The sequence below is a fragment of the Roseovarius litorisediminis genome (genome assembly GCF_900172295.1).
GTDB lineage: Bacteria > Pseudomonadota > Alphaproteobacteria > Rhodobacterales > Rhodobacteraceae > Roseovarius > Roseovarius litorisediminis.
Map to the genome: position 1 here is coordinate 147,611 of NZ_FWFL01000006.1, position 26,804 is coordinate 174,414.

The following is a 26,804-nucleotide window of genomic DNA, read 5'->3' on the forward strand; positions in this document are numbered from 1 at the left end:
CCGCAACCGGGCGACCTGGGAGATCACCGAGAATGTCACAACAGTGTTTTTTGGGGCCACAAGGCGGGCGGCTGCTGACTCGGGCACGACGTCGCCGCTGAAGAAGCGAGGTTGAAATTCTTTTTACAAATCAACTGGCGTCGCAAACGGAAACCAAATTGCGGGATCGCATAAAACCCAAAAGCTCTGCGGTGTCTTTTTCGATCTTTTCGGCCTCGCAAGCTGGAAAAGCTTCTTGCAGGATACCAGCAATTGTCAGGCCGGTTGCCGGCGTTTCTAGCAAAGTCCAAATTGCGGCGGCGATTTGGTTTAAACTGTAAAAATTGCGTTCTTCTATTTGCCACAAAAAGGTATCAGATCCAATCTGACGGGGTATCACCAGGTCGTTACGTTGATAAACAAGGTGTAGATCTGCAATCTTGCAGTCAATTTCATCCGGCTCCGGGGGGCATGGCGGACCTATTTCGATATTCGGGGAAGGAATTTTATCCCCGCTGAAAGCGTCCCTGATTAAAGGAACGGCGTCTTCAAGATCGGAATATTGCAGCTTGAGGCAAACAACGTTCTCGGCCATCGCAACAATCTGATCGAAATGCGTGTCGACGGCACCCGGATCAGCGATGTTTTGACGGATCAGATAACTTGCCGTCTCGGCGATATCTACCTGATGCAACGAGGCTGCCACCCCCTCTTTACGAGAGAGGATTACAAACCCGGCCAAAGGAGCCCGACTGCCGCGCGTTGCGAGGTTTGGCATGTCTACGAAACCATAACGCTTGTCGCGCACTGTCAGATGAGCGTCCACGAATGCGTGAAACTCGGGGGTGACTTTTGGCGGCAGGGGTAATCGTAGCCGGGGCTGAACCCCAAGGCTATAGGCCCGTCCATCTGGCAGGACAGGCAGGATATCGTCGCAAAAAAGGCTGATGCCTTGTTCTGTTGCAAGGCGGGTGACCAGAGTTGTTTTACCCGCGTGATACGGCCCGGTGAGTGCTACCAGATGCCCGCCGATACAAACCGCGCCGCAATGCAGGCCCAGAGTTCCGGGGTGGGCATCGCAAAACGCCTGCGACAGATCCGCAACCACAGCACAGGTTGCCCCTGCCAGTCCAAGATTCTGAAGTGCCCGATGCGTCCAACGGGACCGGAAATCGTAACTTCCGTCGTCTTTTCTTCGGATTGTAGTCGCCGGTATCGGTGATGTGGGGTGATATTGTCGCTTCGAGTGGATCCATCCGGGCATGACCGTATCCAACGCCCGGCCGACGTCTGGAGCGTCATGCAGATTGACAGCGTGAGGGATATCCACAATTTGCAGAGACTCAATATCGGACTTGGGGGGCGCATCACCTGCGCCCCCCTTTTTCTTAGTCATGTGACCAGTTTGGCCCATGCTAGTTATTAGCGCTAGTAGAGCTGCTTGACGAATCTGTGGAGCTACCTGAGTCGTCAGACCCACCTGTACCGCTACCGTCATCGGATCCACCGCCAGAGCCGCTTCCGCTAGATCCATCGCCCCCGCCACCGGAGCCACCACCGGAGCCACCGCCAGCACCGCCACCGGAGCCACCACCGGAGCCACCACCTGCACCGCCACCGGAGCCACCGCCAGCACCACCACCGGAGCCACCGCCGCCGTCACCACCGCCGCCGTCGCCGCCGCCGTCACCGCCAGAGGCATGTGCCGCGCCGAGATGCATCATGACCGGCGCAACGTAGGCGACACCGCTCGCAAGGCCGAGTCTTGCCAGCAGCTTGCGCCGCGACAGATCTGGGGTCTCGTTCTCATCCATGAATTTTCTCCAATTTGTTTCCGTCGACCGCACGCAACGTGCGACACTACAAAAACGGGATAGTTTCAGTTTTATTCCCCCGATGCGGGAAATACATTCGCCTCATCGGCGAAACATTGCCCAGGGGCAGCGACAAGGCCGTTTCCAAACACCGGATCGACCCCCGGATCCCCCAAGTCTTTGGCGCAACGCATCATTTCGCCTATCGTTACGTTCAAGGGCAGGTTTGGCAGACGCATTAGTTGCACTGCAAGCGAGGCCGTGACGAACGGCGCGGCATAAGAGGTGCCCGATTTCAGGCGGCCGCCTGAAATCGACGCCGCCACCCAAACACCCACACCGGGTGCGGCAAAGTTTATATACGGGCCACGATTGGCCTGGCGATAGACGTGTTCCTGTTTGTCAACTGCAGTCACCGCCAATACCCTTTCAAAGGCTGCCGGATAGGCCGGTCCTGCCCCGGGGCCGTTGTTCCCCGCCGCTGCGACCACGGCAACACCTGCTGCAGCGGCCCGTTCCACAACCTGCTCTAGCAATGAATTTTCAGGGCCGGAAAAGCTCATATTAATGACGCTGACCTTGGCTTCGAGCAGGATATCAACCGCCTGCACCAGCGAGAACACATCCGCCTGATCACCGGAACTGCCCTTGTGAAACGCCTCAACTGCAACCAACTCGGCATTTGGCAACAAGCCCGGCACCCGTTGATCCATCCTTCCGACAAACATGGCGGCAATTGCAGTGCCGTGCTTACGTCCTGCCGACTGGCGTCCATCCAGGTCAACCTGATGAACCGTCAGGTTTTGGCCCGACAAAGCGTCATGATCCAGATTTATCCCGGTGTCGATCATTCCGATGCGCGGCGCATATATACTTGGCCAGCCCGACCATCCGATCATCTCGTTCGCAGCGCAGGCGCCATCGTCACAGAGAAAATCATCGGGCGTATAAAAATGATTCACTTCCGGAGTTGAATCCGGGACGAGGCTCCGAAGTTCTTTTCGCCCTTCCTCGATCGAACGCCCGGAAGGAACCGACAGTCGGTAAAGCTTTCCGCCCAAAACCGTGTTGGTCGCCGTTGCCTGAACCGAGTATCCTGCCGCCCGCGCCCGATCCAGGCCTTTGCTGGCTGCAGGCAGAAACATCACGATTTCGGTTGGCGGTTTCGGTGTACTATTTGCTGCCTTGCGGCGGTGCTGAGTTTGCGAGATGCCTGCATTGTCTGCGCCACCATCCCGACCACTTTCACCGCCATTGTTTCCTTTCTCACCGCGATCAGATCCGCTTGGCCCGGACGAGCCGCCACCACCTCCGGATGCGCCGCCACCAGGGCCTCCGTCGTTACCAGCATCTCCACCGCCGGACCCGCCGCCACCATCCCCCCCGCCGCCATCCCCACCGCCTGAGGCATGTGCGACACCCAGATTGGTTAATGCAGGCGCACTGTAAATTGTCACGCCGGCCAAACCGATACGTTTAAGAAGCCTGCGGCGTGCAAGGTCGGGGCTATCATTTTCGCGGTCACTCATGAATCATGATCTCCCTGCAGTTAAGATGTGGTACTGACAAAGCCGCTCCAGACTATCAAAACGTTGCATCCCACCGGATTATTCATAGATTTCGCCTTAGAGATATTCACATTAAATTGTGGAATAAAACCTTTCCGGCAGCGTTTGTCCTATAAGAGCGATTATTTGCCCGCCGCTATCGACGGAAAATCAAGAGTGAGTGAACCTCTACAGATTCAGATCGTCGCCATGTTGCCGCGGCTTCGTGCTTTTGCGCGAAGCCTGGCGCCGGCCTGGGATCAAGCGGATGATCTTGTGCAGCAAACAGTTGAAAAGGCGCTTCGAAATATGTCCAGTTTTACGCCAGATACCCGTTTGGACAGCTGGCTGTTCCGTATCATGCGCAACAACTGGATTGACCAGCACCGCGCTGCGCGGCCAACGGTGGACATAGACGATGCTGAGATTTTGCAACCTCTCGTCGGTCAGGATGGCCCCCGCTCGACTGAGGCAAGGCTGGAATTGCAACGGGTAAGCACCGCAATGAACGAATTGCCAGAAGACCAACGCGCCGTGCTGATGCTGGTTTGTGTCGAAGGCCATAAATATCGCGAGGCGGCCGAAATGCTTGAAGTGCCCGTTGGAACAATAATGAGCAGACTCGCCCGCGCCCGAGGCAACCTGGCGGACAAACTGGGGATCGGACAGATGAGCGCCACTCGCAAAAAGGGAGAGGCGGAATGAGTGAAAATGCCAATCAACTTGTGAGTGACGAAATGCTTATGGCCCATGCCGACGGTGAACTTAGTGATCACGATACCAAAGCACTTGATGCCCGCATCGCGCGCGATCCCGATTTACAGGCGCGCCACGCCGTTTTTGTGGCTACGTCCGAAGCACTACGAACTGCCCTGTCACCGGGGCCTGTCCCTAAAAGATTGATTCAGGCTGTTCAGAATAGTGACATAAAAAGCGGCAAGGCACGCACGCCACCTTTGAAGGCATCTTTCTGGCCGGTGGCATTGGCTGCAACCCTGGTTGTCGGCGTAGGCTTGGGGTGGGCGTTTCAGGCTGCGATGAAAAAGGGGGCTTTGACAGGGCTGGCCGAAGCTGAACGAGTCACAGGCACGGTGCAGACTGGTAACTCGCTTGATCTGGCCGATGGCGCACGTCTGAGAGCGATTGGTACATTTGAAACAGCACGTGGGTTGTGCCGGCTGATGTTATTGGCGCCGTCCAGCACAACCAAGACCAGGTTCGTCGCCTGCCGTACAAATACTGATTGGCAAGTTGCGTTCAGTGTCAGCGAAAGCTCAGAAGACGTCTTTGCCCCAGCATCGGCGGGCTCTGACGAACTGATCGACAGCTTTCTGGATTCGATAAATGCAAGTCCAGCGCTTTCTTTCGAAGAAGAACGGGAATTGCTGCTCGAAATAAAGGTGAAATAATACTTTTAGACAGGTAGCTGAACACTAGGCACTGGCCAAATCTGTGTCGCACGGGCATGCAGCTTGGGCCTATCGCGGTTTGATGCCGCTCCTTTGATAGCATTTACTGCAACAAAGGAGACGACCTATGGGGCATGGAAGAACGGACGAGTTCCGTCGCCGGCTGTCGCTTCATTCTATTGCGCGGCCCAATCTCCAACGTTTTCCAACGCAAATTAACATTTTTATTTAATTTCTGTTGCTTTATGATGGGTATCCGTTCGCTTTTATGGTTATTTGCACTAAATTGCTGAAAGGCACATCAGAAACCCACATGCCAAACGACACCAGCCTCACCCATGCCGGAATGCAGAACGCTGCCACTGTCGTCGCGCGGCGCCAAGCTCATCAAGCTATTGGCCCGGGCTGGTGGGAGTATGCGCATCCAGTCAATCGCCAAAGCGCCGGAATTGTCAGAGGTGACCATACAACGCAACGTGCGACGCCTTTCCGTCAAAGCACTGGTCCACAAGGTGCATGGAGGCGTCCTGCTGCAAGACGGATCGACCGAACTGAGCTTTACTCAGCGGATGGCGGAAAACCCTGCCCCGAAACAACGCATCGCCGCGCATGTGGCCGCTCTGACCGGCAACAGCGCGCCATCGACCGTGGACCTACTGATCACCGACACTCCGCGTCCCGAGGATATCCAGAACACTGCCCAGACATCGGGCACGGAAATCGTCGTTGCGGACTGAACCTGAAAGACAGACCATGCCAACTCTGACCGACCTGCGCACCCGTCTGGGCAAGGCCCTAGAGATCACCGAAACCGCAAGCCAGATCTCGCTTGCCCATTTTAATGGCGCGCTTGAGATTGTCACAAAGGCCGATGCCAGCCCCGTCACGATTGCGGATCAGGAAACCGAACGGTCAATCCGCGACGCATTGCTCAAAGCCTATCCCGACGACGGGCTTTTCGGCGAGGAGTACGGCACTGAGGGTCTTGAGAAAGAGACCGTCTGGGTCGTTGATCCTATCGACGGCACCCGCTCCTTCATCGCAGGTGTACCGCTGTTCGGAATGCTGCTGGCAATGACGCGGGGGCAAAAGCCGCTTCTGGGCATTTGCCGCCTGCCGGCCCTCGGCCAAGTCTACGCAGCGGCAAGAGGCATGGGCGCCACCCGGAATGGCAGTAGCATTGCAGCGTCCGATTGCAGGACAATCGAAGACGCAATGCTATTCATCAACGAGGGCGAGAAGATTTATACTGACGCGCCGGCCGTGTTCGACCGGCTCATGCATGCCGGACGGCTCCGGCGTCTCTCATATGATTGTCAGCCTCACGCGCTTGTGGCTGCGGGCCAGATCGACGCGGTCCTCGACTACGATCTGAAACCTTATGACTTTCTTGCCATGGCACCCATCATCGAAGAGGCCGGCGGTGTGATCACTGATTGGCATGGAAAGCCGCTCGACTTTCAATCTGACGGTCGGGTTGTGAGCGCGGCCACGCCGGAACTCCACACCGAGTTGCTTGCCCTGCTGAACTAAAAAGACGGGCGTGAGGGATCATCCACACGCCCGCAAGTCGGGGAGAGAGATAGTCAGCCTCGGCGCACGGCTTCGACATGGTCGGCAAAGGCCGGGTCCGTCATCAGCGCCTTGCAGCGCTCGAACCGGTTGATGGCATAGGCCCAGAAATCTTCCGCCGGGTTGTCATCTGCGTGCTGGATCAGGCCCCAGAGTGTCCAAAGCAGGTCGCACATAGCCTTGTAAATAACAGTTCGCCCAATCTGTTCGTCCGTGGGCGCCTTGCCAAAATAGGCGGTCAGCATCTCGAGATCCTGCGCGTCCGTAAGCCCTGCCTCGACCGAGAGGTCGCCAAGATCCCACAGCGGGTCGTTCATCCCGGAATATTCGAAATCGACGATCCACATACGGACACCATCGTCGAGGAAGTTTTCGCACAACGGATCGCATTGGCTAGGCACAAGCGCGCCGGGTTTGTCGGCAAGAAGCTTCTTGATCGGCTCCGCTTCGGCGACCACTCCGGCGTAACCTTCGGGCAACTCCGTATCCTTGGTGGACAGCACCTTCAGGTAGTCGTCGATCATCGAAAACAGTTCAAAGCGGAACTTGAAGGGCTCGCCTGCATCGTGCAGCTGACGCAGTGCGGCACCCGCACGGGCGGGGGCGCCGGATCTTGAATGGAACAGGTCCGGCGTCATCGTGACGATACCCTCGACACAATCGCAAACAAGGTTGCCGGAGGCCGCATCGTCCCAAAGCACACGGGGCGCAACCCCGGTCTTAGCCGCAACCTTAGTGTTGTGGATTTCGACGGCCCGGTCGATATATTCCTCGGTGCCATCGCCCGGAATACGCACGATCACGCTGCGCTCCCCGGTTTCGACGCGGTACACGAGGTTCGTCAACCCGCCCAGCCTTTGAACACTCGCGGTCTCCGGCGTGACATCCGCCAAGCCCTCGACCCTTCGCAGAACGCTCAGAACCCTTTCGATGTTATCCTCTGTCAACTTTCGCTACCCCTCTGTTTTTCCCTTTCAGGCCTTCAGCCGGTGATTGGCCGGATCGTAGAGCGGCCCGTCTACTCGGCGGATCGGATGGCGTTCGCCGAACACCTCCAGTTCGAAATCTTTCTCCCCGTCCAGCGCCGTGGGCAGGTATCCGAGGACGATCGTCTTGCCGACCGTATTGCCGTAACCCGCACTGGAGGCCAGTGACACAACTTCGGTCCCGCTCAGGATGGTCTCGCCGCCAGTGACGGGCAGCTTGTCATCGCAGGTGAAGGTGCAAAGCCGCTGCTCGGGTCCGTTCGTTTTCTGCTGCTCCAGCACGGCGCGACCGGTGTAGTCGCCCTTGCTTTTAAAGTGGACACGGAACCCTAGCCCAGCCTCAATCGGCGTGTAATCCGGGGTGATGTCGGCGCTCCAGTAAAGATAGCCCTTTTCCAGTCGCAGGGACTCGATCGCGCGATAGCCGACGTCGCGGATGCCATTCGCCTGCCCGGCATCCCACAAGCAGTCGTAGACATGCCGAGCAAATTCGGTCGCCACGTGGAGCTCCCACCCCAGTTCGCCGACATAGCCGATACGCACCGCTTGAACATGGGCTGCGCCTACGATGATGTCTTTCGCTGTCCCGAAGGGGAAAGCTTCATTTGACAGATCCATCTCGCTAACCGCCTGAAGCACATCGCGGGCCTTCGGACCACAGATGTTGATCACGGCCTTGGCCGAGGTCATGTCGATCAGGTGCACGGAGGCATCCTTTGGCAGGGCGCGGCGAATCCAGTCACTGTCATGCACACCAAACCCGGATCCTGTGACGATGTAGAACCGGTCCTTGCCCAAGCGCGTGATGGTCAGATCGGCCTCAATCCCGCCCGTCGTGTTGCAGAGCTGGGTATAGATGACACTGCCCACGGGCTTGTCCATGTTGGACACGGCCATGCCCTGTAGCGCCTCAAGTGCCCCCGCCCCGATCAGTTCGAACTTGGCAAAGCTTGACTGGTCGATCAGCGCAACGCCCTCGCGCACCACCTTATGTTCTTCCGCGGCGTATTTTTTCCAGCCGGGGTTGATGAAATCAAGCTGATCGACCGGTTCGACCCCTTCCGGCGCAAACCAGAGCGGGCGCTCCCACCCATTTTTCGAGCCGTAAACGGCGCCATGGCCCTTCAACCGGTCATAAAGCGGGCTTAGGCGCAGATTGCGGGCAGTTTCCGCCTCTTGTCCTGGATAGCGCATCTTGTAGTGATGCGCATAATGCTCGACCGCACGCGGATACATGAAGGCGCGTGTGGAGTGGTGCGGGCTGAACCGACGCACATCAAGCGGCCACAGGTCGAGACTGGGGCGGCCTTCGATAATCCACTCTGCAATCATCTCGCCAGCGCCGCCCCCGGCGGCAATGCCATAAAGAAAACCCGTCGACAGCATCAGGTTGTCCAGTTCCGGCGCCCAGCCCATGACAAAATCGCCATCCGCGGAATAAGGAATCGGGCCGTTGATAACCTGGCGGATACCCACCTCATTAACGACCGGTGTTACCTCGCCTGCCAATTCCGCCAGCGGCGCGAAACGATCGAGGTTGTCCGGCAGCAATTGCCGCACGAACTCGCCGGGAATGCCCTTGTCGCCAAAGGGCAAGGTACCCTCTTCATAGCCACCGATAACCAGTCGCCCGCCCGCGTCTGGCTTGTAGTAGACCAGCCGCTCAGGGTCGCGTAACGTGGGAAGGCCCTTCACCAATTCCGGATTCGGCAGCGGTTCAGTCACAATATACTGGTGCTCAACAGCACAAGCCGGCACGGTAACGCCCAGCTTCGCTGCAAGTTCGCGGCTCCACATGCCCGCGGCAAGGATGATGTTCTCGGACTCATAGTCACCCTCGGTTGTCATGACCTTCGTGATACGTCGACCGGTGATCTCGAAATCCGTGACTTTCACGCGCTGCCGGATCTGCACACCCCGCTTGCGCGCCCCGGCGGCGATCGCCTGACACAGGCTTGCAGGGTCCACATGGCCGTCAGACGGGATGAAAGCGGCGCCCTCGATGCCTTTTGCATCGATGTAAGGGAAAAGCTCCTTCGCATCCGCCGGCGTGATAATTTCCATATCAAGCCCGAAACTGCGAGCCATCGTCGCCAGCCGCTTGGCTTCCAGCAGGCGTTCGCGCGTGGCGGCAAGCCGCAGACTTCCGACTTTCTTCCAGTCGAAGGCCATTCCGGTTTCCGCTTCAAGAGCATCGTACATCGCGACCGAGCGCTTTAGCATCCGTGTGGTGTTGCGCGACGAGCGCAATTGCCCGACCAACCCAGCCGCGTGCCAGGTGGCGCCTTCGGTAAGGGACGCCTTCTCAAGAAGTACGATGTCCGTCTCGCCGGACTTGGCCAGATGATAGGCAACGGAGCAACCGATGATCCCGCCTCCGATGACAAGGTGTTTCGCCGCGTGCGTCGTCATGCCAATCGACCCTTCTGTGACATTGCAATTTTTAGAAATACACACCTCATTTCAACATAAAGCAACATTTTTATACCATTATTGTTGTTTTATGTTGTTTGCAGGGTCAATTTTCACTCAAATTTTCTCAGAACCCCGCATATACTGAGAGAATCATGTCAAAACACGAGCACAACATTCTAAGTACGGTGAATCTGCGCGGTACGATTTCGGTCGCAGAGCTGGCGCGCATTCTCGACGTCTCGGATCAGACGATTCGGCGCATCGTGAAGCCTCTGGTGGAACGCGGCGAAGTGCGCAAGGTTCACGGCGCGCTGGTCAGTACGCAGAAAGTGACTGACCCACCATTTCTCGCGCGCATGAATGAAAATCGCCCAGAAAAAGTTGCGATCGCGAACGCGGTGGCCGCGATGGTAAACGACGGCGGCTCGGTCATGATCGACACCGGTTCAACCTCCGCCTTCGTCGCACAGGCGCTTGAGGCAAAGCAGAACCTCACAGTGGTAACGAACTCGGCCTACATAGCGAGCCAGCTTGCGCTGATAGAGGGGAATCGTGTTTTTATGGCCGGCACTCAGCTGCGCAACCACGACGCCGCCGCCTTTGATCGTGCGGCCTTCGAAGTCATTGGCAGCGTATCAGTTGAACTTGCCATTCTCTCGGCATCGTCAGTTCATCCTCTTCGCGGGTTCCTCGCGTATGACCAATGTGAAGTCGACATCGCGAAAGCAATGATGGAGGTCTCGGCCAAGACGGTGATGGCGGTGGACCACACCAAATTCAACGAAAAAGGCGGGAATGCATCACTACGACTGCCAGATCTCGGGCCTCAAGACATCGTGGTTTGCGACAGGCGTCCTGATAAGGCGTTCGATAATTTGTTGGACGCACAAAATTTCATCGAGGCAAATCGGTATAGAAAAATTGCCGAATAATCCTGACTTGGAAGCAGTCAGGCGGATAATCAACCGTTCGTTTTGTAAAAGCGAAATGGATCAGGTTTAATCATATCCTAACACTACAAATCCACCCTGCCCGCCTCAAGCTGGTCTCTTCTGTCAAGCCCGTAAAACGGCACCGGGTTGCGCATGTAAAAGCCAATCAGACTTGGCGGCAACACGTCGCTGATAGCCCATTCGTCTGTACTGGCGATTTCCGCGATACGCGAAGCAGGGTTTTCAAGGGGTTGTAGTGCGCAGACGTTGCGCTTGCCAGTCGGAAGGCGGTTCGTGGCGCAGGCACACTACAGGTTTTCGATCTGAAACACTTAGCTTCTAGAGACCCGCCGGTATCTTTGGGGGCTCATTCCAGTCCAGTTCCGGAATGCACGCGAGAACGCGGATAATTCTGAATAACCAAGATTTAACGCGATTTCTGTCAGGGCAATTTCCGGATCATCCATATAGTGCAACGCCAGCTCATGCCGTGCCGCCCGCAGGATATCGTTGTAGGACAAGCCATGTTTGCGCAGTCGTTTCTGAAAGGACGGGCCGGAAATGCCAAGAATGGATGCGATATCGCCCAAGGCTGGAATGCTGCTGCCCAACTGCATCTTGATTTCGTTGCGTACGACTGTAGCAAAATTTACAGGGTCTTCAGACGTCTTGCTGCGGCTTTCCATAAACGCTTTGACCATTGAAAAAAGATACGGGTCATGCCCGGGCATCTTGACGTCCAGATCGCTGCGCCGAAAGGCAAGTGCGTTCGTCCGGCGGTTGAAAACGACCGGCGCACCAAAAGCCGTTTCATGCTCATGTGCATTGTCGGGTTTGGCATGTTCAAATCGAACTTCAAGCGGCGACCAGTTTTCTCCCAGCGCGTTGCGGAATACATTGCAGAACATACCAAGCGAAAGTTCGGCATCCTGACGGCGGTTCGGAATGCGCGGGTCGACAATGCGATAGCTGAGCCAAAGAATGCCGTCGTCCTGTATCAGTCCGAAACTTGTTTGTTCCTGATGGGCCGGAAAGAAGGTCTCCATATTGCGCAGGCCAGCGGCAAGTGTGGGAGAACTGATCGCCGCGTAACCAAGCATTCCTAACTGACGGGGTAGGAAGTTGCGGCCGAATTGAAGGCCGATATTGCCATTTTTCGTCTGTTCCGCGGCGGTTTCGAACATATTGCAATACTGTGCGAGATTGATCTCGGACACCGGGCTGTCAAGTTCTTCCAGGGAAATACCGGCATTGCCGAATATCCGGTCAAGACAACCGCCGTTTTTTTCAAACAGCCGCGCCGCGCCGTCGGCTGCCGCAGACAGCACCTTGGCCGGGGCCAGAACATCGAAAGTTTCAGCAGGCATACCCATCTTTGTCCGATTCGCTTTCAGAAGTACGAAGCATACGCCAAGTTAAGGTTTCTACAAAACGTGCAGACTCTAAGACAACCGAGGTACCGGGTGCATGGTCGCTGCTGTTAAATTTCAAACACCTGCTGTCAAGTCAGTTTACCGATTTGCTGTCTAGGCTGAATTCACTAAAAAAAATTGGCCAACAACAGGGAAACACCATGACACTTACCAGAAGACAATTCACGGGCCGTGCCGCTGCTATGGCTGGCCTTGCTGTCGGCGGGCCTTTGTCACCCGCATTTGCGGCCCGCAACGACCAAATGAACATCCTTTGCTGGGAGGGGTACAACTCGGACGAGGTGCTGGGGCCATTCCGGTCTGCCAACGCGGGCGCCACAGTGCGCGCCGAAAGCGGCACTTCCGACCCGGATATGATCAATAAACTGCGAGCAGGAGAGACCTCGGTCTGGGACTTGATAAACGTCAACCAGCCATGGGCCCGCGATCAGCTGTACCCGGAAGGTCTGATCAAGCCGCTGAACAAAGACCGGTTCATGCCCCATTTCGAAAAGATGCTGCCCGAGTTCGCGGCACCTTATCCGCTGTCTTTCGCCGATGATGGCAACCTGATCGGCATGCCGCAGCGGTATGGGCCGTTCAGCTTTGTTGTGAACACCGATGTCATCAGCCGCGAGATGGCCGAGGATCAGGGCTGGAACCTGTTTCTGGATTCAAAGATGAAGGACCGTTACGGCGTTCTGACCTATGACAACTGGAATGTTATCCATATGTGCCTGACGGCGGGTCTGAACCCGTTTGCGCCGGTCGAAGGGGATGATCAGGCCAAGTTCAAATCAGTCGCCGAGCAGATCTTTGGCGGTGCCAAGCTGCTGACCGATGACCTGGTGGCGATGAACACCGCCCTGATCAATGGCGAGATAGACGCCTACTTCACCGGCGGCACCTACACTGCCTCTCCGGCACGCTTTGATGGCGCTACAAACATACGAGCTATAACGCCCAAATCCGGGCCGGTTGACGGCAAGGGCGGCGTTGTGTGGATTGAGCTGACCTCGGCGGTGAACAACCCCGACCCCAGCAATCTGGCCGAGGATTTCCTGGAATTCGTGCAGTCTCCGGAAATATCCAAGGCGGTGGCCTTTACCGAAGGCACCTATAACCCGGTGGCACAGATGGGCAACTCAGAGGTTATGGCCCTGTTTGATGCAGATGAGCTGGATGCGATCCAGATGGATAGCCTGGCGGAAGAAATGGATCGGTCGCTGGATTACGAGGTGGTGGCATCCTATGATGCGCTGATCGAAATCTATACCAAAGCACGTCGGTCTTGACCTTAATGATACTCCGGGGCGTATGCGCCCCGGGGCTGCAGTTTAAATCCTAGCTCAGGTTCAGAATATGCAATCGCAACCCATTTTGCGGCTTCGTCAGGTCGTGAAAAAATTCGGCAACTTCACCGCGCTGCATGGCGTTGACCTTGAGATTGAAGAAGGCGAATTCTTTACGATTGTCGGCCCTTCTGGCAGCGGCAAATCAACGATGATCCGCCTGTTGGTAGGCATGGACGAGCTGTCCGAAGGCGAAATCTGGTTGCGCGACAAACGGATCGACCAGACTCCGGCCAACCTGCGCCCGACCTGTATGGTGTTTCAGTCGCTTGCCCTGTTTCCGCATATGAGTGTGGGCCAGAACATCGAATTTCCGCTAAAGCTGCGGGGCGCGGCGCCCGCCGACCGCAAGGCGCGTGCGCTGGAACTGCTGGACCTGCTACGCCTTCCGCAAAGTTATTACCAAAAGCGGATTTCGGAATGCTCAGGGGGTGAGAAACAGCGCGTGGCACTGGCCCGTGCACTGGCCTTTGACCCCGAGATCCTGTTTTTCGACGAGCCGCTGTCGGCGCTGGACTACCGCCTGCGCAAGACCCTTGAAAAAGAACTGAAATCGCTGCACGCCCGCACCGGAAAAACCTTTGTCTACATCACCCATTCGCTGGAGGAAGCGATGGTAATGTCCGACCGGATCGCGATCATGCGAGAGGGCCGATTTGAACAGATATCGGTAGCGGACGAGATTTACGGCCGCCCGGTCAGCCGGTTTGTGGCCGAATTCATGGGCGAGGTGAATCTGTTTGACGTCGAAGGCACTGCATCGGACGGGTTGCACGGCAAAGGCATTGAAATTCACGTTAACGGCGACACTCGGGACTTCGGTATTTCGCTTGAAAAGGGCGTGACCGGGACATTGATGGTGCGGCCTGAATATGTGCGTTTTCTGACAAGCTCGGCCACTGCCGACTTCATTGTGCGCGGTATACTGCGTGCCGAATACGCGCTTGGGTCACGCATCCAGTACGAGGTTGAAACCTCGGCGGGGCAAACCCTGACCGTAGAAAAGCTGCGCGAAGACCGGTTTTGCGGCAACGAGGGGTCCGCAGTAATTCTTGGATTTGACGCCGAAAACGTCCACCTGATCAGGGGGACGTAATGGAACGGATTGACCGCAAACTTGGCCTTTTGTCCGCCCTGCCGCTGGCGGCAATTCTGGCTCTTAGCTTTCTGGCGCCTCTAGTGGTGGTTGCGCTGTTTTCCATCATGCCGCCGAAGGTGTTTGACCTGGCCCATATGCCGAATTTCGCGGCCTATTCGGTGTTCTTCGACCAGGGCTATTACAAATCGCTCTTGTGGTCGCTGGGAATGGCGCTGATTTCAACCCTGATCCTGTTCGTCATTTGCTGGCCGCTGGCCTATGGAATGGCCAAGGTTTTTGGCCGCTTCTCGCTGATCCTGACAATCGCGGTCGTGATGAGCCTTTTCGTGTCAGAAAACATCCGTCTCTTTGGCTGGGTACTGACGCTGATGAAAGGCGGTTTGATCGAAGGGCATTTGCGTGCCTGGACAGGCGTCGGGTATGACAGCCCGCTCTACAACACCGGCATTATCATTTTCGGGCTGGTCTATGTGTATCTGCCTTTCATGCTGTTTCCGTTGGCGCAGGGCATTTCGATGGTGCCGGATGACACCCGACAGGCGGCCGCCGATCTGGGGGCGACACGCTGGCAGATTTTGCGCCAGATTGATCTGCCGCTCGCAGCACCGGGGATCATGGTCGGATCGCTTTTGTCTTTTGTTCTTGCCGCCGGCGCGCTGGCCGAATCCAAGATCCTGGGCGGACAGGCAGTGATCGTGATCGCAGATGACATCGAAACCGCCTTTACCTTTGGACAGAACTGGCCATTGGGGGCTGCACTGTCGGTCATCCTGATCATAATCATCGGCGGACTGGCCATTCTGGGCGTCAACCGGATCGATCTTGATGCGATCATGGGAAGGAAACGCTGATGAACCCCAGCCGTTCAACCCGCATCGCGCTTTATGTCTATGGCATTGCGACGATTTTCTTTTTGTACGTGCCGCTCCTTTCGGTCGGCTTTGCGTCAGTCTCCAAAGCGCGCTACCTGAGCTTTCCGATCAAACGCTATTCGACCAAGTGGTATGGCGATGCCCTGCAAAGCGAAACCGTACGCGATCTGCTGGTCACATCACTGAAGGTGGCCGTGATCGTGACTGTGATTTCCATGGTCGTGGCCTTTTTTGGTGCACTTGCTTTTGCCCGGTATAACTGGCGCTACCGCACGCTATTTCAGAAGCTGATCTTGCTGCCGATTTTCTTTCCGCAGACGGTTCTCGGGCTGGCCCTTCTGATGTGGTTCAACTCGGTCGGGATCATCCCGACTTGGAAAACGGCCATCGTGGCTCATCTGGTCTGGATCGCGCCAATTGCCACGCTGATTGTCGCCATCCGCGCCTATAGCTTCGACCCCGCACTTGAGGAAGCCGCGCGTGACATGGGGGCAAGCACAATGACCATCCTGCGCGAAATCACCCTCCCCCTGTTGATGCCAGGGATCATCTCGGCCGGGCTGTTCGCCTTCTTGCTGAGCTGGGGAAACTTCCCATTGTCGCTGTTCACAACGGGAGCGGACTCCACTCTGCCCGAATGGCTCTATGCCAAAATGGTATCGGGGTATTCGCCCCTTGTTCCAACACTGGGAGTTATGTCCGTTGTAGGGTCTTTCCTGCTAATCCTTCTGGCCTTCAGCCTCAATTGGCTGATCCGGTCAGTGCGCGAATCCCGTTCCGCAGAAAACTGATAATAGGAAGAGGAGAAAACATGCTTACTTCACTCAAAGGTAAAAGTGTCATCGTTACCGGTGGCTCCAAGGGGATCGGACGCGGTATTGCAACCGTCTTTGCCCGGCAGGGCGCCAAAGTTACGATCACGGCGCGCGGGGAAGAAGCCATGAAAAAAGCTGCCGCCGAGATCGAGGGCGATGTCAGCTATGAGATTTGTGATGTCTCGGACTGGGACAGCGTGCAGGCCATGGTCGCAAATGTGGCGCGTGACAAGGGCGGCATTGACGTGATGTGCGCCAACGCCGGTGCCTTTCCGCAAACCAAGATCGTCGATATGGATCCTGCCGAATGGGATGGGGTGATGGCCACGAACCTGCGCTCGTCTTTCCTGTGCGTAAAGGCTGCGATCCCACATTTTGAAAAGGCTGGCAAAGGCCGGGTTGTGCTGACATCGTCGATCACCGGACCGGTTACGGGTTTTCCCGGTTGGGCACATTACGGCGCATCGAAATCTGGACAGTTGGGCTTTCTGAAAACCGCTGCGATGGAGCTTTCACGCTATAACACCACGATCAACGCGGTGATGCCCGGCAATATCTACACCGAAGGCCTGCAGGATCTTGGGCAGGACTATCTGGATACGATGGCGGCCTCGATTCCGCTGAAACGGCTGGGCAATGTCGAAGATATCGGAAATGCCGCGCTGTTTTTCGCCTCGGACGAGGCTGCGTACATAACCGGACAACAGATTGTGGTTGACGGCGGGCAGATCATCCCTGAATCGCTGGAAGCCATCGACGAGATTTAACAAACCCGAAAGGGAGGACCCATGTCAGGACATGATATGCCGCTTGAGGAGCTCCTCAAGCATCTGGATAGTCTTGCAAACGCATCTCTGAATCTTTGGGAATTGCCCGAAGGCGCGCGGGCGCGCCTGATCAACGTATCCGAAAACGCGACCTATCTGGTCGAGGCCTCGGGAGGTTATAAATCAATCCTGCGAGTCCACCGCGAAAATTACCATTCCCGCCGCGCGATTGAGTGTGAACTGGAGTGGATCGCGGCATTGGCCAAGGCGGATGCCGTGATCACCCCGGGGCACTATCTGGGCCGCAATGGTCAGGCCATTCAGGTGGGGCGCAGCAAGGAGCTGGCTAACCCTCGTTACATGGTTCTGTTTCACTTTGTTGAAGGTTCTGAACCGGATGAGACCGGCGATCTTGTTGGCCCGTTCGAGGATCTGGGCGAAATCGCCGCGCGCACGCATATCCATTCGGTGAGCTGGCAACGCCCTGCCGATTTCGAGCGGTTGACCTGGGATGTGGATGCCGTGTTTGGCGATAATCCCACATGGGGAAACTGGCGTGATGGGCCCAAGGTGGATGCAGGCGTACGCAATGTTCTCGAGCAGGTAGAGGCGACGGTCAAACGACGGCTCGCGGATTTTGGTCAATCACCTGATCGTTACGGCCTTATCCACGCGGATATGCGTTTGGCCAACCTGCTGATCGATGACGGTAGCACGCGATTGATTGATTTCGACGACTGCGGTTTTGGTTGGTTTCTCTATGATTTTGCCACCGGCATCAGCTTTATGGAGGACGATCCCCGCGTGCCCGAGTTAAAGGCGGCCTGGGTACGTGGATACAGAAAAATCCGCCCGCTTAGCGATGCCGAAGAGGCCGAAATCGACACCTTCGTGATGCTTCGCCGACTGGCCCTTTTGGCTTGGATCGGCAGCCATATCGAGGCACCGGAACCTCAGGCGCTGGCACCCGATTTTGCCCGTGTGACGGCCGAGTTGGGGGCAGTCTATCTAAAGGCTTTCAGCTGACATCAGCATGTCAAAGAATCGCAATCTGCAGTCAAGCCGACCTTTTGGGAATCGCCATTACTGGGTGTAACTTCTGAAAGGACACTCCTATGTCACAGGCCAAAACCGAGTTTCTGGAACGGTCCAAGACCTTTTGGAATCCGGGGAAAACACAAGACTGGATCGATATGGGTGTCGATCTGGTGATTGACCGGCGCGAGGGCTATTACCTCTATGATATGGATGGTCGTCGGCTGATCGATCTGCACTTGAACGGTGGCACCTACAACCTGGGACATCGACATCCTGAACTTGTCGAAGTGCTCAAGGCGGGCACCGAACGGTTTGACATGGGCAACCACCACTTTCCGGCCCTCGCGCGGACCGCGCTTGCCGAAGCATTGCAGGCCTGCGCACCGGGGGACCATTTCAAATACACGGCTTATGGTTCGGGCGGGGGTGAGGCGATCGACATTGCCCTGAAAACAGCGCGCCACGCGGCCCAGAAGAAAAAGATTGTCTCGATCGTCAAAGCCTATCACGGCCACACCGGCCTTGCGGTCAAGACGGGTGATGAGCGGTTTTCCAAGCTGTTTCTGTCCGAAGACACGCAGGGTGAATTTATTCAGGTGCCGTTCAACGATCTGAACGCAATGGAAGACGCGCTACGCGGGCGTGATGTGGCCGCAGTCATCATGGAAACGATCCCAGCCACTTACGGTTTCCCTATGCCGATGGAGGGCTATCTGCCTGCCGTCAAAAAGCTGTGCGAAAGATATGATGCGTTCTACATCGCCGACGAGGTTCAGACAGGGCTGATGCGCACGGGTGAGCTTTGGGGGTGCATGAAATATGGCGTTGTCCCAGACATCATGGTGACTGGCAAAGGCATTTCCGGCGGGATGTACCCCATCGCCTGCGTCCTGATATCCGAGCAATGCGGTGGCTGGCTGAAAGAAGACGGCTTTGGTCATATCTCGACAATGGGCGGCGCAGAGCTTGGCTGTGTGGTTGCGATGAAAACGCTTGAAATCGTGCAGCGACCCGAGGTTCGCTCCATGGTGCAGTTTATCGGCGATTATCTGCGCGCCGGGCTGAATGACATCATGGCCGCATTCCCCGATTTCTTTATCGGCATTCGCCAGCATGGTGTGATCATGGGGCTGGAGTTCAACCATGAACAGGGCGCCAAACCAGTGATGAAGCACCTATATGAAAACGGAGTCTGGGCGATCTTCTCAACCCTTGATCCACGTGTGTTGCAGTTCAAACCAGGGCTGCTGCTGACCCAGGCGGATGCCGAAGAAGTGCTGCGCCGGGTCGCAATCGCAGTGGAACTGGCCCGCGCCGAGGTCATGGGCAACCGGAGGAGGATGGTATAGTGAAACCCGCCCTTTTCAACTCCCTCATCGACATTTCCGACAGCCCGGCCGCGCGCCGTGGGCAAGCGGACTTGATGCTGGAACAAGCCCGCTGGGCCGCTGCTGTCTTTGATCGCTATGACCGCGACACCACGATGCGTATCGTCGATTCAGTCGCGCAAGCTGCCCATGATCATGCTGCTGAATTCGCCGAAAAAATTGTGGCTGAAAGCGGCTTTGGCGTGGCCGAACACAAGAAGATCAAGAACGAGCTGACAGCCAAACCGCTGGTTGATTTCTACCGCGATCAAGACTTCGTCAATCCGCGCGTGGACGAAGCCCGCAAGATCATTGAAATCCCGCGCCCTGCAGGCGTGATATTTGCCCTGACGCCCTCGACCAATCCGATTGCGACACTCAATTTCAAGGTGCTTATGGCACTGATGACACGCAACGCAATTGTACTTTCACCACATCCCGCGGTCAGACAAACCAGTGTTGAGGCTGTCAGGTTACTGGCGCGTGCCGCCGAAGAGGCCGGTGCCCCGACCGGCACGATCCAGATCTTGCCCGAACCTACAATTCCCGTGGTCGAAGCGTTCATGAATTCAGACAAGACCAATGTCATCCTGGCGACCGGGGGCACGGCCATGGTGCGGGCGGCCTATTCTTCGGGCAATCCCGCGATCGGTGTCGGGCCCGGAAATGCCCCGGTTTTTGTGGATATCAGCGCCGATATCGCAAAGGCGGCACAACGTATTGTCGCCTCGAAAAGCTTCGATAATTCCGTGCTTTGCACTAATGAAAGCGTTCTGATCACCCTGCCCGAGGTCGAAAGCCAGCTAAAAATCGCGCTGAAATCCGCCGGGGCCTATATCTGCTCAGAAAGCGAGACCGAAGTGCTGCGTCGTTTCCTGTTTCACCCGCGCGGGTTTAACATTGAGGCGATTGGCCGGGATGCGACATGGATCGCTCAGGAATGCGGTATCCGCGTGCCCGGCAACACAAAGATTCTTGTCGCGCCGATCACGCAAATCGGCGTAGAAGAGCTGCTATCGCGGGAAAAACTATGCCCGGTGCTGGCACTGCACGTGGCCAAGACCAAGGCGCAGGCCCTCTCCCAGGCCCGCGCTGTGTTGCGGCTGACCGGTGCCGGGCATTCGGCAGCCATTCACACCAGCGATGAGATGTCGGTCATGGATTATGCCAGCGCGGTTGAAGTCTACCGCGTGGTTGTCAACGCGCCCTGCTCCCAGGGGGCGGCCGGATTTGCCACCAATCTGGCGCCGACATTTACAATCGGTACCGGGTTCTTTGGCCGTTCCTCAATCGGTGAAAACGTCGGCCCCCAGCATTTGGTGCACTGGACCCGCGTTGCCTACAACGCCGGGGCGGATGTGCCCTTTGGCAATTATCACGGGCTTGGCCGCAGCTTTCGCGGTGCCTTGCCCAAAGCCCCGGCAGACGGGGTACCGGGATCGGCAAAGGCGCCCCAACCGCCACGGCAGCCCTCGGCAGCCTCTTCCATCGACAACGCAACCAAAGACGAATTGCGCCGCCTGATCGCGGCCGAGCTTCGCGATCTTCTGAGAAAGTAGCCATGGCCGAACTGCGCTCCTTCATTTTCATCGACCAACTGCAACCGCAGACCCTGGCTTATGTCGCCACATGGATGCGTGGCAGCCTGCCACGTGCCAGAATGGCAGCTCAGATAATCGAAATTTCCCCCGGTCTGGATATCGAGGCGCTGACTGACGTGGCGCTGAAAAGTGCCAACGTAAAAGCAGGGCTGCTGGTTGTAGAACGCCAGTTCGGTACGCTGGAATTCCACTCGCGCTCAACCGCAGAGGTGCAGGCAGGGGCCGCGGCTGTTTTGCAGGCGCTTGGTGCGCGGCGCGAGGATGCAGCCCCCCCCAAAATCCTCGCATCCAAGATCGTTACGCGCGTTGACCATCAGCATGCTTTCCTGATGAATCGCAATCGCCTGGGGTCGATGGTCCTGGGCGGCGAAAGCCTTTATCTGCTGGAATGTCAGTCGGCCTCCTATGCGATGCTGGCCTGCAATGAGGCCGAAAAAGAAGCCAATATCAAGGTCATTGACTATCGCATGATCGGCCCCAACGGGCGGCTATATCTGGCAGGCGATGAAGCTGAAGTTCGTAATGCCCGCAATGCGGCCGAAGCGGCCCTCAGGCAAGCGGGGGCCGTTTAGTGGAAGATTTGCGTTCCCTCATCCGCGAAGTACTGAAGGAAGAGCTTTCACGCCTGCGGCCGGACGCCGTACCTGCAGCGGCGCGAATAACTGAGGAAGTGGTCTCGCTTCGTTCAAGCACTGATCTGAACGAATTCGCCTGCCGGGTTCTGAATATGGCACAGGATGGTCGCCTGCGCGCCGACATTCTGGAAGGCCGCCACAGGTTCTGCCTGTCCGGGCAGCCTGCTGTGCAGGTCGAGGCCCACCAGCCCATCGCCCCCGCGCCGTCGGCCACGCCTGTTCAGCAATTCACGCGCGGCATAGTGTCCGAACGTGATGTCGCGGCCCTGCCCCAGGGAACACGCCGCATACAGGTGGGCAAACCGGTGAAATTCACGCCTCTGGCGCGCGATGAAATCCGCCGCAGGGGCATCAAAGTCGAAAGGACATCGTCATGATCCGCGGAAAAGTCACGGGCCGGGTCTGGTCCAGCAAACATATCGAAACAATGCCCAGCGGTGCGCTGCTGGAGGTTGAGGTTGCGGGCAGCATCATTGTTGCCTTCGACCCGTTGGGATGCGCCGAGGGCGAGGAAGTACTGATCACCCAGGGATCGGTCGCGGCGGCATTTTTCACCAAACAAAAGGCCCCGATTGATGCGCTTATCATCGGGTCTATCGACGAAACCTGAACCGGGCCTCAAGCCCAACAGAATTTGACCTGAAAAAGGAGTATCATCATGGCAAGTCAGGCAATCGGAATGATCGAAACCCGCGGCTATGTCGCCGCACTGACCGCAGCAGATGCGATGGTCAAGGCGGCCAACGTTGAAATCGCCGCCCGCAACGAAGTAGGCGGCGGGCTGGTGTCGGTCGTCGTCAAAGGCGATGTCGGTGCAGTCAAGGCCGCAACCGAGGCTGGCGCCGAAGCCGCCAGCCAGATCGGCGAAGTTGTCGCGGTACATGTCATCCCGCGCCCGCATGCCGACCTAGGCAGGCATTTTGACGCCGCGAAGCTCAAGTAACTGCCAGACAAGAAGGCCGAAACGATGACCGAACTACGGGTTTATTTGCCGATCAAGGATCTGCAACCACAGTTTGCGGCCTATCTTGCCACGCCGCTCAGGGCGCGGGGATATCCACCGTATGAGGGCCAAAACAGCCTGATCATCGAGGTTTCACCCGCCCTGTCCATCCACCGCATCGCTGATCTGGCGCTAAAGGAATCACCGGATATGGAGCCCGGTATATTGTTCACCGAGCGCCAGTTCGGCCTTCTTGAGTTGCATTCCGACGACCCGGAAGAGTTGGACAAGGCCGGTCAGGCGATCCTGAAGGGGATCGGGGCCAAGCCAGGGGACCAACTGGCCCCCAAGGTGTTGTTTCATGACATCATCGACGACCTGTCAGACCAGCATGCCATCATTCTAAACCGATCCCGGGATGCGTCGATACTGATACCGGGCGTCTCATTGCTGATCTACGAGATGGCCCCGGCCCTGTTCGCCTGTGTCGCAGCGAACGAGGCTGAACGTGCAGCCCCCGGCGCTATAATCAACGATGTTCAGATGATGGGCGCGTCAGGCAGAATCTTCATGTCCGGCACCCATGCAGAAATGGAATTGGCACGCGACGCCATTACCGCGACACTTGAGGCGGTGAAAGGGCGCAAGACATGAGCAACTGGAAAACCGCCTATCGCAGTTTCTACTATGAAAACGCGGAAGAACCCGACGACCTGTCTCTGCCCCCGGAGGAAACCGCGCTTTTGGTGATCGATATCCAGAACACCTATCTCGAGGAGCCCGACGACAAGACCGAAGCCGCGCGTTGGCAGCCATTTTTTGAACGGATGAACGGGACGGTGATCCCCAATACGATTGCGCTGACCGATTGGGCTCGAAAGGCGGGAATCGAGGTCATCTTTGCCCGCATCGCCTGTCAGACCGACAACGGGCGCGACCGCTCGCTCAGCCAGAAAAAGCCCGGCTTCAACTACCTGCTGCTGCCCAAAGACCGCGCAGACAGCCAGATCGTGCCGGAACTCGCGCCGCAGGCCGACGAGATCACCGTGCTGAAAACCACCGACAGCGCGTTGACCGGTACCAACCTGCGGCTGACCCTGCACAACATGGGCATCAAGAACGTGATCGTCGCGGGCATTTTCACCGACCAATGCATCAGCTCGACCGTGCGTTCCCTGGCGGACGAGAGTTTCAACGTGGTGGTGGTCGAAAATTGCTGCGCCGCAGCCACCGCCGACCTGCACCACCGCGAACTCGAAATCATCAACATGATTTATTGCCATGTTGTACAAAGCGACGATGTTTTCGCGACCTGCCCACCAACCCGTTAGTCACGGGTGCCACACGCAGGTTACGGTAGCACTGGTCTGAAAATGGCCAAGGAGGACTGAACAGTGGACACACCCCCGGCCCCAAACAGATGGCGACGTTATTCCGACTGGGACGAGCGCCCCTTGCGCCTGGACAAATTCGCACAGGAAGACGCTGCAAATGGATTTGCGGCTTTCAAAAGCCCCTCTGACCCCAAATCCGACATCCAGATTTCACAGGGTAGGATCGCCAGCATGGATGGTGTTCTGGTGCATGATTTCGACATGATCGACGCCTTCATTGCCGAGCACCACCTAGACCTTGAGATCGCCCCGGAAGCGATGGCGATGACTTCAGACAAACTGGCGCAGATGCTGGTGGACATGCACGTGCCCCGCGCAGAACTTGTACGTCTGGCGCGCGGCCTGACCCCTGCCAAGCTGGCTGATGTGGTCGGGCGGCTCAACGCGCTGGAACTGGCCTTTGCCTATTCCAAGATGCGCCCCCGGAAAACCCCCGGCAATCAGGCGCACGTGACCAACGCCAAGGACGACCCGCTGCAACTGGCGGCGGATGCGGCGGTGGCGGTGGGACTGGGCTTTGACGAGCTGGAAACCACAATGCGAGTGTCGCGCAATTCATGGTCAAACGCGCTGGCATGCGTGGTGGGTTCGGTCGTGGGTCGCTGGGGCGCGCTTTTCCAGTGTTCTTCGGAAGAGGCCGAGGAACTCAGGATCGGCATGGCGGGGTTCACCTCTTATGCAGAAACCGTGTCGGTCTATGGCACCGAGAAAAGCTTTACAGACGGCGATGACACGCCGTGGTCCAAGGCATTTCTGGTCGCGGCCTATGCCTCGCGCGGGATCAAGGCGCGCTGCACGTCCGGGGCGGGTGCAGAACTGCTGATGGGCTTTCACGAGGCCAAGTCGCTGCTGTATCTTGAGGCGCGATGTTTGTGCCTGCAACGCGGCATGGGGGTGCAAGGCACGCAGAACGGCGGCATCGACGGCGCACCTTTGACGGCTACAATCCCCGGCGGCATGCGCGAGATGATGGCCGAGAACCTCTTGGCGGTCTGGCTGGACCTGGAATGCGCCAGTGGCAACGATGCCCGCGCCACTGAATCCGAAATACGCGTCGGCGCCAAAATCATGCCCTACCTGATTGCTGGCTCTGATTTCATCTGTTCGGGCTTCGGCTCAATCCTGTCTTATGACAATTCCTTCAACGCTTCGCTTTTCAACGCTGAAGAACTGGAAGACTACCTTGTGCTGCAACGCGATTTCGAGGCCGATGGCGGCTTGACCCCACTGCCTGAAACCACTGCACTCGACCTGCGCACTCGTGCCGTCGATGCGCTGTCGGCCGTTCTCGAGGAACTGGAACTGGCACACCCCACGCCCCAGATGAAGGCCAGTGTAATTGTCGCTTCAGGCTCGCGCGAAACGCAGACCTTTTCAATTGGCGAGGTCACCCGCATCAGTGAGGCCATCGAAAGTCGCAACCTGAGTGTGATCGACGTGATCCGTGCCTTGGCCAAACGCGGCTTTGTGCCCGAGGCCCAGAACCTGCTGAATCTGGTCAAGCTACGGGTGTCTGGCGATTATCTGCAAACCTCGGCCATTGTGCGCAACGAACACGTAATCAGCGCAATCAACGATCCCAATGATTATGCTGGCCCCGGCACCGGTTACCGCCTGTCCGAGGCCCGTCGGGACGAGATCATCGGCATCCGCGACACTTTGGGCCAGTCCGAGGTGCTGAGCGCGCAGGCCCGGCACAAAAAGGCCGAGTCAAAGCGTATTGTCTATCTTGAAACAGAAACTGCTGTTGAGGGCAAAAATAGCTCAGAAGTCGTCATTGGAATCAGCCCGGCCTTTGGGCTGCAACTTTTCCAGACAACCGGCGGGCTTAACCTTTCTGAAGTTCTAAATTGCCTGGTTGAAGGCGTTGAATCAGGGGGCGGCAAGGCCCGCGTTGTCCGGATGTACCATACTGCAGATACATCTTTTCTGGGCCTTTCTGCAGCAAAACTGTCGGGCTCAGGCATCGGCATCGGCATTCAGGCGAAAGGCACCGCCGTGATCCATTCCAGTGACAGGCTGCCACACAACAATCTTGAGCTTTTTTCGAACGCGCCGATTACCACGCTGGAGCATTATCGGGCCTTGGGGCACAACGCGGCACTTTATGCATTCAAACAAGAGGTTGAACCGATACTGGTGCCAACGCAGGGCGAAGCCCTGGGCGCGCGTTTCCATGCACAGGTTGCCCTGATCCACGCGATCGAAACCGGGCTTGTCGATCCCAACCGTGCGCCAGCCGAGGTCGCTCTGAAATTCACTGGCAAAAAAGCGGGGGCGCACCAATGAAGGCCCCGACCCTTGCCGACTATCCCCTGTCTGAAAGCCAAGACGACAGCATTTGCGGCCCGCGAGGGGTACCGCTGAACAAGATCACCCTTGCTGCTGTCACAGCCGGAGATATCGAAATCGAAGATTTGCGTATCTCGCGTGATGCCTTGCTGGCGCAAGCCCGTATTGCCCGCGCTACCGGGCGCGAAACGCTTGCCAGAAATTTCGAACGCGGTGCTGAACTGATTAATGTACCACAAGAGGTGATCATGCAGACCTATGAAATGCTGCGCCCGGGCCGTGTGCACAGCAAATCAGCGCTTGTTGCACAGGCCACGCTTCTGCGAAATGAATATGGCGCAGCGCTGATCGCGGATTTCATCGACCGTGCCGCCAAGGTTTACCAGCAACGAGGTCTTTTTGACGAATAGTCTTTGTGGTCTGTTTTCAGTTAAGACAGCCCAACTCAGGTTAAATTTGAGTCATTGCACTTTCTTTGGGCTGTATCCCCTTGGTTACATCACCTGACCCATACCAACGCCGCTGCGTTTGAACACGAAAGGAAGGCCCAAACGAACCCGGGG

At 57.1% G+C, this 26,804-nt stretch carries 26 protein-coding genes; 21 read left to right on the top strand and 5 right to left on the bottom strand.

What is annotated here, in order from left to right:
* Nucleotides 1-130 precede the first annotated feature (130 nt).
* Nucleotides 131-1,681, bottom strand: coding sequence for a PqqD family protein (locus PEL8287_RS12700; protein WP_176228641.1), 1,551 nt, complete (start codon nucleotides 1,679-1,681; stop codon nucleotides 131-133).
* Between the two features lie 183 nt (nucleotides 1,682-1,864).
* Nucleotides 1,865-3,322, bottom strand: coding sequence for a S8 family serine peptidase (locus PEL8287_RS12710; protein ID WP_139837794.1), 1,458 nt, complete (start codon nucleotides 3,320-3,322; stop codon nucleotides 1,865-1,867).
* Nucleotides 3,323-3,349: 27 nt separating this feature from the next.
* Between PEL8287_RS12710 and PEL8287_RS12720 the strand changes: the two genes are divergently transcribed.
* The 4 genes from PEL8287_RS12720 (at nucleotide 3,350) to PEL8287_RS12735 (ending at nucleotide 6,282) form a co-directional block, all read left to right on the top strand.
* The gene (locus tag PEL8287_RS12720; RefSeq protein ID WP_235862297.1) at nucleotides 3,350-4,045 is read left to right on the top strand and encodes an RNA polymerase sigma factor; all 696 of its coding nucleotides are present in this window, start codon (nucleotides 3,350-3,352) and stop codon (nucleotides 4,043-4,045) included.
* Nucleotides 4,042-4,749, top strand: coding sequence for an anti-sigma factor family protein (locus tag PEL8287_RS12725; protein ID WP_085892795.1), 708 nt, complete (start codon nucleotides 4,042-4,044; stop codon nucleotides 4,747-4,749). Before PEL8287_RS12720 ends, PEL8287_RS12725 begins: the two co-directional genes overlap by 4 nt.
* A 338-nt stretch (nucleotides 4,750-5,087) precedes the next feature.
* Nucleotides 5,088-5,486, top strand: a complete 399-nt coding sequence (locus PEL8287_RS12730) for a DeoR family transcriptional regulator (RefSeq protein ID WP_085892796.1) — start codon at nucleotides 5,088-5,090, stop codon at nucleotides 5,484-5,486.
* Nucleotides 5,487-5,502: 16 nt separating this feature from the next.
* Nucleotides 5,503-6,282 carry an inositol monophosphatase family protein gene (locus tag PEL8287_RS12735; RefSeq protein WP_085892797.1) on the top strand — a complete coding sequence of 260 codons (780 nt, stop codon included), beginning with the start codon at nucleotides 5,503-5,505 and terminating at the stop codon, nucleotides 6,280-6,282.
* A 53-nt stretch (nucleotides 6,283-6,335) separates the two neighbouring features.
* Here PEL8287_RS12735 and PEL8287_RS12740 read toward each other — a convergent pair whose 3' ends face one another.
* Both PEL8287_RS12740 and PEL8287_RS12745 read right to left on the bottom strand, forming a co-directional pair.
* Nucleotides 6,336-7,268, bottom strand: coding sequence for a choline/ethanolamine kinase family protein (locus PEL8287_RS12740; RefSeq protein WP_085892798.1), 933 nt, complete (start codon nucleotides 7,266-7,268; stop codon nucleotides 6,336-6,338).
* Between the two features lie 27 nt (nucleotides 7,269-7,295).
* Nucleotides 7,296-9,719 carry a GcvT family protein gene (locus PEL8287_RS12745; RefSeq protein ID WP_085892799.1) on the bottom strand — a complete coding sequence of 808 codons (2,424 nt, stop codon included), beginning with the start codon at nucleotides 9,717-9,719 and terminating at the stop codon, nucleotides 7,296-7,298.
* 155 nt (nucleotides 9,720-9,874) lie between these two features.
* Here PEL8287_RS12745 and PEL8287_RS12750 point away from each other — a divergent pair, with 155 nt between their 5' ends.
* A complete protein-coding gene (locus PEL8287_RS12750) occupies nucleotides 9,875-10,654 on the top strand; it encodes a DeoR/GlpR family DNA-binding transcription regulator (protein WP_085892800.1) in 780 nt (259 codons plus the stop codon).
* Nucleotides 10,655-10,986: 332 nt separating this feature from the next.
* On the opposite strand, the gene qhpR is transcribed toward PEL8287_RS12750, so the two are convergent.
* Nucleotides 10,987-12,021, bottom strand: a complete 1,035-nt coding sequence (qhpR, locus tag PEL8287_RS12755; protein WP_176228642.1) for an AraC-like transcriptional regulator QhpR — start codon at nucleotides 12,019-12,021, stop codon at nucleotides 10,987-10,989.
* 206 nt (nucleotides 12,022-12,227) lie between these two features.
* On the opposite strand from qhpR, the gene PEL8287_RS12760 reads away from it, so the two are divergent.
* The 16 genes from PEL8287_RS12760 to PEL8287_RS12835 all read left to right on the top strand — a co-directional run bounded on the left by PEL8287_RS12760 (nucleotide 12,228) and on the right by PEL8287_RS12835 (nucleotide 26,651).
* Nucleotides 12,228-13,361 (top strand): ABC transporter substrate-binding protein, encoded by a 1,134-nt coding sequence (locus PEL8287_RS12760; protein ID WP_085892802.1) that lies wholly within the window; start codon nucleotides 12,228-12,230, stop codon nucleotides 13,359-13,361.
* A gap of 67 nt (nucleotides 13,362-13,428) precedes the next feature.
* A complete protein-coding gene (locus tag PEL8287_RS12765; protein WP_085892803.1) occupies nucleotides 13,429-14,514 on the top strand; it encodes an ABC transporter ATP-binding protein in 1,086 nt (361 codons plus the stop codon).
* Nucleotides 14,514-15,368, top strand: coding sequence for an ABC transporter permease (locus PEL8287_RS12770; protein WP_085892804.1), 855 nt, complete (start codon nucleotides 14,514-14,516; stop codon nucleotides 15,366-15,368). The genes PEL8287_RS12765 and PEL8287_RS12770 overlap by 1 nt, the downstream gene beginning before the upstream one ends.
* Nucleotides 15,368-16,180 carry an ABC transporter permease gene (locus PEL8287_RS12775; protein ID WP_085892805.1) on the top strand — a complete coding sequence of 271 codons (813 nt, stop codon included), beginning with the start codon at nucleotides 15,368-15,370 and terminating at the stop codon, nucleotides 16,178-16,180. The genes PEL8287_RS12770 and PEL8287_RS12775 overlap by 1 nt, the downstream gene beginning before the upstream one ends.
* A 20-nt stretch (nucleotides 16,181-16,200) precedes the next feature.
* Nucleotides 16,201-16,971 carry a 3-oxoacyl-ACP reductase FabG gene (gene fabG, locus PEL8287_RS12780; RefSeq protein ID WP_085892806.1) on the top strand — a complete coding sequence of 257 codons (771 nt, stop codon included), beginning with the start codon at nucleotides 16,201-16,203 and terminating at the stop codon, nucleotides 16,969-16,971.
* Between the two features lie 21 nt (nucleotides 16,972-16,992).
* Nucleotides 16,993-17,997 (top strand): phosphotransferase enzyme family protein, encoded by a 1,005-nt coding sequence (locus PEL8287_RS12785; protein ID WP_217807680.1) that lies wholly within the window; start codon nucleotides 16,993-16,995, stop codon nucleotides 17,995-17,997.
* An 89-nt stretch (nucleotides 17,998-18,086) separates the two neighbouring features.
* Nucleotides 18,087-19,358, top strand: coding sequence for a class-III pyridoxal-phosphate-dependent aminotransferase (locus PEL8287_RS12790; RefSeq protein WP_085892807.1), 1,272 nt, complete (start codon nucleotides 18,087-18,089; stop codon nucleotides 19,356-19,358).
* Nucleotides 19,358-20,935 carry an aldehyde dehydrogenase family protein gene (locus tag PEL8287_RS12795; RefSeq protein ID WP_217807681.1) on the top strand — a complete coding sequence of 526 codons (1,578 nt, stop codon included), beginning with the start codon at nucleotides 19,358-19,360 and terminating at the stop codon, nucleotides 20,933-20,935. The genes PEL8287_RS12790 and PEL8287_RS12795 overlap by 1 nt, the downstream gene beginning before the upstream one ends.
* 2 nt (nucleotides 20,936-20,937) lie before the next feature.
* Entirely contained in the window at nucleotides 20,938-21,549 is a 612-nt protein-coding gene (locus PEL8287_RS12800) for a BMC domain-containing protein (RefSeq protein WP_085892808.1), read from the top strand.
* Nucleotides 21,549-21,989: a hypothetical protein gene (locus tag PEL8287_RS12805; protein WP_085892809.1), complete on the top strand. Its 441-nt coding sequence runs from the start codon at nucleotides 21,549-21,551 to the stop codon at nucleotides 21,987-21,989. Before PEL8287_RS12800 ends, PEL8287_RS12805 begins: the two co-directional genes overlap by 1 nt.
* Nucleotides 21,986-22,222, top strand: coding sequence for a EutN/CcmL family microcompartment protein (locus PEL8287_RS12810; RefSeq protein ID WP_085892810.1), 237 nt, complete (start codon nucleotides 21,986-21,988; stop codon nucleotides 22,220-22,222). The genes PEL8287_RS12805 and PEL8287_RS12810 overlap by 4 nt, the downstream gene beginning before the upstream one ends.
* Nucleotides 22,223-22,270: 48 nt before the next feature.
* Nucleotides 22,271-22,555 carry a BMC domain-containing protein gene (locus tag PEL8287_RS12815; RefSeq protein WP_085892811.1) on the top strand — a complete coding sequence of 95 codons (285 nt, stop codon included), beginning with the start codon at nucleotides 22,271-22,273 and terminating at the stop codon, nucleotides 22,553-22,555.
* 24 nt (nucleotides 22,556-22,579) lie between these two features.
* Nucleotides 22,580-23,209: a microcompartment protein gene (locus tag PEL8287_RS12820; protein WP_085892812.1), complete on the top strand. Its 630-nt coding sequence runs from the start codon at nucleotides 22,580-22,582 to the stop codon at nucleotides 23,207-23,209.
* Nucleotides 23,206-23,886 (top strand): cysteine hydrolase family protein, encoded by a 681-nt coding sequence (locus PEL8287_RS12825; protein ID WP_085892813.1) that lies wholly within the window; start codon nucleotides 23,206-23,208, stop codon nucleotides 23,884-23,886. The genes PEL8287_RS12820 and PEL8287_RS12825 overlap by 4 nt, the downstream gene beginning before the upstream one ends.
* Nucleotides 23,887-23,949: 63 nt before the next feature.
* On the top strand, nucleotides 23,950-26,238 hold the full coding sequence (locus tag PEL8287_RS12830) for a propanediol/glycerol family dehydratase large subunit (RefSeq protein ID WP_085892814.1): 2,289 nt from the start codon (nucleotides 23,950-23,952) through the stop codon (nucleotides 26,236-26,238).
* Nucleotides 26,235-26,651, top strand: a complete 417-nt coding sequence (locus PEL8287_RS12835) for a diol dehydratase small subunit (protein WP_085892815.1) — start codon at nucleotides 26,235-26,237, stop codon at nucleotides 26,649-26,651. Before PEL8287_RS12830 ends, PEL8287_RS12835 begins: the two co-directional genes overlap by 4 nt.
* The last annotated feature ends 153 nt before the right edge of the window (nucleotides 26,652-26,804 follow it).